Here is a 5,269-nt window from a genome sequence, read left to right as displayed (position 1 = left end):
GCACACGGAACAATCCCATCCAGCCGCCGGCCCACAGGCCATGGCGGGCGATCGCCTCATGGGCATATTCCGAACAGGTCGGCAGATGCCGGCAGGTATTGCCGACAAAGCCCGACAGCGTCAGCTGATAGAGGCGCACGAGCGACGTGCCGAGGAGACGGCCCGGCGTCTTGCGCCATGGACCGGGCCAGTTGCGGCCGCGTTTCGGCGGCCTGGCGATATGCGCATGCCCATGCTGGTCGCGCACCACAGTCTCCGTATCGCGTTTCCCAGGCGATAGATGTGAGCTTCCACTGGAGAACGCAATCCCCACTCCTTGTGCGCACTCAGTCGTCACGGGCGGAACGGCGAAACGGCTGCCTGTCAGGCGAAGACGCCCACCGGCCACGACTGGTCGGCTCTTCGTAACGCTTTTCATGCTGTCTTCTGTCACGCCATTGAAACGTTGCGATCCGCATGACATCGCCAAAGATGCTCAGCAACTGGATCATGGTCGGTCTCCTTTGACATGGATTAGACCGCCGCTGGCCTTCGCCTTCAAACGAGTATAATTTCCACTTCGGATAATCCTGGGTTATGCGAAATGAAGCGTGGGCGCCTGCCGCTGACGGCATTGAGGAGCTTCGAGGCGGCGGGCCGGCATCTGAGCTTCAGCCGGGCCGCCGAGGAGCTTTTCGTCTCGCAGGCGGCGATCAGCCGGCAGATCCGGGAACTCGAAACCTTCCTGCGCCAACCCTTGTTCGAACGTCACCATCGCCGTGTCGAACTGACCGACACCGGGCGGCGTCTGCTGGAGCAGCTTGTCAGAAGTTTCGACGCCATCGATACCTTGCTTGGAGAACTGGTGGCGACACCGGCGCAGTCCGTGGTCCGCGTCAGTGTCGAGCCGTCGCTTGCATCCGTGTGGCTGGTGCCGCGGCTCAACCGGTTTCGCCAATTGCGGCCTGACATCGACGTCTCGCTCGAGGTCGACCCAAGGCTGATCGAGTTCCGCAGCGATCAGCCGGAGCTTGCCTTGCGCTTCAGCGCGCATGCCACCTCGTGGCCGCGCAGTCAGGCTGAGCGGCTTGCCTCGACGGTCGATTCGCCGGTCCTGTCGCCGGCGCTGCTTGCCTCTGGCCCTGCCCTCGACAGGCCGATCGATCTTGGTCGCTACACGCTCTTGCACGAGGAGAACCGCCAGGGCTGGGCGCGCTGGTTCGAAGCGGCCGGCGTGCCCGCCGACGCCATACCGGCGCGCGGGCCGATGCTGGCGGATGCGTCGCTTTCAAAGCAGGCCGCCTTGCTCGGACATGGCGTGCCTTGGGCGATCTCTTGCAGATCGGCGCGGAAATCGCATCCGGCGCGCTGGTCAAGCCGTTCGACATCGACGTCGCATCCGGCGCCTATTGGCTGGTGGCCAGAAACTTGCGCGACCTCTCGGAACCGGCCGCCGCGTTCGCCGACTGGCTCAGAAGCGAATTTGCCGAAAGCAGGCGGGTGCTGGAAGCGCAGGCTTGAACCTTCCGGCCGGGCCCGCTACTTGGCCTTCTTGCGGTATTTTTCGAAGAGTTTGTCGAGCGTATCCGCGGCCGGAAGCTCGCCCGGTGAGTCTTCTCCCGGGTTGAATGTGAGGATGACATCGCGCCACATATCATAGTGGGCAGCATATGATGTCAGCCTGGGAAATGGCGCGCAGCGTGCGATGGCCCGGACAGCGGACTCGGCAACCTTGTCCGGCGGCGTCGTCACAGGACCGAGGATTTTTGGCGGGCCTGCGAGTGACCCGTCCTTGTTCAGACTGATCTGGACGCGTGCAATGCTGTGGGTGTTTGCAGGCATGTTCCAACAATGCTGGATTGCCTTCATGAGATAGTCGCCGATATCGCGCTCGACCGCTACGTCTGCCCGGCTCGGGGTCCCGCCCAACGCGAGTGAGCCAGCAAGGCTCCCGGCAAACACCAGGCTTTGGTAGCCAAACCCCAAGGTCAGGCCGCTTCTTCGGCGCGCTTCTTCTCGATCTGGCCGATGGCGTCGACCACGGCATCGAAAGTCAGCATGGTCGAAGCGTGCCGCGCCTTGTAGTCGCGCACCGGCTCCAGATATCTGAGGTCGGCGAAGCGACCGTCCGGCGGGGCGCCATTTTCCTTGAGCATCTTCAGCATGGTGTCGCGCACCGCGCGCAATTCCTCAGCACTCGCGCCGACGACATGCTGCGCCATGATCGATGACGACGCCTGGCCGAGCGCACAGGCTTTCACGTCATGGGCAAAGTCCGTGACCAGGCCGTCCTGCATCTTGAGGTCGACGGTGACCGTGGAACCGCATAGCTTGGAGTGAGCCTTGGCGGTCGCGTCAGGATGATCGAGACGGCCGATGCGGCCAATGTTCCCGGCAAAACCGAGAATTTTCGCGTTGTAGACCTCGTTTATCATTATTTTCCAATCCGTCGCCGCCAAGCGAACAGCGATTGCCGCTGTCGTGTCTTCCTTTCGCTCGCTATGACCTTATATAATGCTGGCAGTCCGGTATCGACAAGAACGACGAAAGCCAATGTCCTTGCCGGGAAGTTCACGCCACTTACGGGGCTGGAAACGGGGCGAGTTTCCGACACCGAAAGGTCGTGGTCCGTTCAACTCGTTCCTCCGCCGAGAGGGACTACGGGAGACGCCTTTATGGATGCCGTCATCAAGAAGCTCATGCCACAGTCAGCCTATATGGAAAAGCCGGTCACCGACCGGCCAAGCGAAGCCGAAGTCGAAGCCGCCGTGCGCACGCTTTTGCGCTGGACCGGCGACAATCCGGACCGCGAAGGGCTGGTCGACACGCCGAAGCGGGTGGCAAAGGCCTATCGCGAAATGTTCGGCGGCTACGACATGTGCCCGGCGGACGAGCTCGGCCGCACCTTCGAGGAGGTCGCCGGCTACGATGACCTGGTCATCGTCAAGGACATAACATTCCATTCGCATTGCGAGCACCACATGGTGCCGATCATCGGCAAGGCACATGTCGGCTATCTGCCGGATGGCAAGGTTGTCGGCCTGTCCAAGATCGCCCGCGTCGTCGATATCTTCGCCCACCGCCTGCAGACCCAGGAGGCGCTGACGGCGCAGATCGCCGGCGTCATCCAGGACGTGCTCAATCCGCGCGGCGTCGCCGTCATGATCGAGGCCGAGCACATGTGCATGGCCATGCGCGGCATCCGCAAGCAGGGTTCAACTACGCTGACCTCGACCTTCACCGGCGTCTTCAAGGATACGCCCGAAGAGCAGGTTCGTTTCGTGACCATGGTGCGTGGCGGCGGGATCTGAATGGCCCTCGCCGGCCATCAGACCATGATCCCGAAAAGTGGAGACCGGTTTTCGGACAAGATCATGGTCAACGAGGAAAATGGACCGGCGATGTCGGCACTGGAATTTCCAAAAGCTCCGTCGGACAAGAAAGCGCTCGAGGAAGGCGCGGTGTTCTCGCCGCGCTTCGATGCAGCCGGGCTGGTCACGGTCGTCGTCACCGATGCCGGAGACGGCATGCTGTTGATGCTTGCGCATATGAATGCGCAAGCACTGGCACTGACGCTGGAGACCGGCATCGCCCACTACTGGTCGCGCTCGCGCAACGTGCTTTGGAAAAAGGGCGAAACATCAGGCAATTTTCAGCATGTCGTCGAGATGCTCACGGATTGTGACCAGGATGCCATATGGTTGCGCGTCAAAGTGTTGGGCCACGACGCAACCTGTCACACCGGCCGGCGTTCATGCTTTTATCGGACGGTGGGGCTGGTCGATGGCAAGGGGACGCTTGCCGGCGACGGCAGCAAGCCGCTGTTCGATACGGAAAACACGTATCGGAAACCACCAGCTTGAACCTTCTGCCTGACACCAACCACACAGATTCATCATTTCGATACGGCCCGCTCGTATAGTAGCCGTGGGACAAGGGAGATCATGATGCTCGAGTGGGCGTCATTGCGTAACAGACCAGATGTCAGGGAGGCCAACGGCCTATCCTCGTCAGGCGGCGCGTCCGAAACGAACTCCCAGAAGAAAACAGCCATTTCGCTCGCCTTGGGTGGCGGTTGCGCCCGCGGCTGGGCGCATATCGGCGTGCTGCGCGCGCTCGACGAAGCCGGCATCGAAGTGTCGATGATCGCCGGCACCTCGATCGGCGCGTTGGTCGGCGGCTGCTATCTCGCCGGCAAACTGGACGAGCTCGAAGAATTCGCCCGCAGCCTGACCAAGCGACGCATCTTCGGCCTGCTCGATCTCAATTTGCGCGGCAGCGGCCTGTTCGGCGGTATGAAGCTCGATGCAAGGCTGCGCGAGCACATGGCCGGCATTCGTTTCGAGGACCTTGCCAAGCCGTTCGTCGCGGTCACCTCCGAGATCCGCACCGGCCACGAAATCTGGCTGTCGAGCGGCTCATTGATCACCGCCATGCGCGCCTCCTACGCGCTGCCCGGCGTGTTCGAGCCGGTGAATTGCAACGGCCGCGTGCTGGTCGACGGCGCGCTGGTCAACCCGGTACCGGTATCGGTCTGCCGCGCCTATGAGCAGCCGCTCGTCGTGGCGGTCAACCTTCACTATGATCTGTTCGGCCGCGCCGCCGTCATCAAGCATAGCGCCGGCGAGTTGGTCGTTGAAAAGGACGCGCCGCGGCCTGGTCAGATCGACGCCGAGCGCCAGTCGCATCAGACGCGGCTCGGCATCACCGGCGTCATGGTCGAGGCCTTCAACATCATTCAGGACCGCATTTCGCGCGCCAGGCTTGCCGGCGACCCGCCTGACATGTCGCTGCAGCCGAAGCTCAGCCATATCGGCCTGACCGAATTCCACCGCGCCGACGAGGCGATCAACCTCGGCTATCAGGCGACGATGGCGCAGATCGGCGAACTGACCCGGCTGCAGACCGTTCTCGCCTGATCAAAGCCTACGCACGAGCCGCATCGGTGATGCGAAACTGCACGGTGCGGTTGCCATTCCAGTAGTTGCCTGACAGCGAACCGGCGACGTGGATCGTCTTGCCCCGGTTCTTGAACAGGAATTCGCCAAGTGCGGTATCGACAGCGCGAAAGGCGATCGCCTGGATGCGGCCGCCGCTTTCCGATTGCAGTTCGACGCGGATGTGGTTGGTGCCGACCGGCCGCGCATCGGCCAATCGGTGGCGCGGCAACGCGAAAACAGGGGCCACATGCCCGGCACCGAAGGGTCCGGCCTGTTCCAGCGCGTCGAGCAGGCTGAGCGTCGCGCCTTCAGCGGCAAGTGCGCCGTCTATGGCCAGGCTTTCCTCGCCC

The 5,269-nt window shown here is 62.5% G+C and carries 7 protein-coding genes and 2 pseudogenes; 4 read left to right on the top strand and 5 right to left on the bottom strand.

Annotated features, from left to right (window positions below; genetic code table 11):
- On the bottom strand, positions 1-247 hold a 247-nt coding region (yidD, locus tag EN984_RS21845; protein WP_127383942.1), incomplete at its 3' end, for a membrane protein insertion efficiency factor YidD.
- A 79-nt stretch (positions 248-326) separates the two neighbouring features.
- Positions 327-491, bottom strand: coding sequence for a hypothetical protein (locus tag EN984_RS21840; RefSeq protein ID WP_127267645.1), 165 nt, complete (start codon positions 489-491; stop codon positions 327-329).
- Positions 492-583: 92 nt separating this feature from the next.
- Between EN984_RS21840 and EN984_RS21835 the strand changes: the two are divergent.
- A pseudogene (locus EN984_RS21835) lies at positions 584-1,500 on the top strand (LysR substrate-binding domain-containing protein).
- 18 nt (positions 1,501-1,518) lie between these two features.
- Here EN984_RS21835 and EN984_RS21830 read toward each other — a convergent pair.
- Complete coding sequence (locus tag EN984_RS21830; RefSeq protein ID WP_127267646.1) at positions 1,519-1,965, bottom strand: cell envelope integrity protein TolA; 447 nt, start codon at positions 1,963-1,965, stop codon at positions 1,519-1,521.
- A 2-nt stretch (positions 1,966-1,967) separates the two neighbouring features.
- Complete coding sequence (locus EN984_RS21825; RefSeq protein WP_127267647.1) at positions 1,968-2,414, bottom strand: iron-sulfur cluster assembly scaffold protein; 447 nt, start codon at positions 2,412-2,414, stop codon at positions 1,968-1,970.
- 240 nt (positions 2,415-2,654) lie between these two features.
- Between EN984_RS21825 and folE the strand changes: the two genes are divergently transcribed.
- From folE to EN984_RS21810, 3 genes are all read left to right on the top strand, one after another.
- Positions 2,655-3,290, top strand: coding sequence for a GTP cyclohydrolase I FolE (gene folE / locus EN984_RS21820; RefSeq protein ID WP_027036853.1), 636 nt, complete (start codon positions 2,655-2,657; stop codon positions 3,288-3,290).
- Positions 3,291-3,380: 90 nt separating this feature from the next.
- Positions 3,381-3,842, top strand: a complete 462-nt coding sequence (gene hisI / locus EN984_RS21815) for a phosphoribosyl-AMP cyclohydrolase (RefSeq protein WP_127267649.1) — start codon at positions 3,381-3,383, stop codon at positions 3,840-3,842.
- Between the two features lie 84 nt (positions 3,843-3,926).
- Positions 3,927-4,898: a patatin family protein gene (locus tag EN984_RS21810; protein ID WP_127267650.1), complete on the top strand. Its 972-nt coding sequence runs from the start codon at positions 3,927-3,929 to the stop codon at positions 4,896-4,898.
- Between the two features lie 7 nt (positions 4,899-4,905).
- Here the strand turns inward: EN984_RS21810 and EN984_RS21805 are convergent.
- Positions 4,906-5,269: pseudogene (locus EN984_RS21805) on the bottom strand (single-stranded-DNA-specific exonuclease RecJ); the annotation flags it as partial.

The organism is Mesorhizobium sp. M7A.F.Ca.CA.004.12.1.1 (assembly GCF_003997835.1).
In the GTDB taxonomy this organism is placed as follows: domain Bacteria; phylum Pseudomonadota; class Alphaproteobacteria; order Rhizobiales; family Rhizobiaceae; genus Mesorhizobium.
This window is presented reverse-complemented; position numbering and strand designations above follow the sequence as displayed.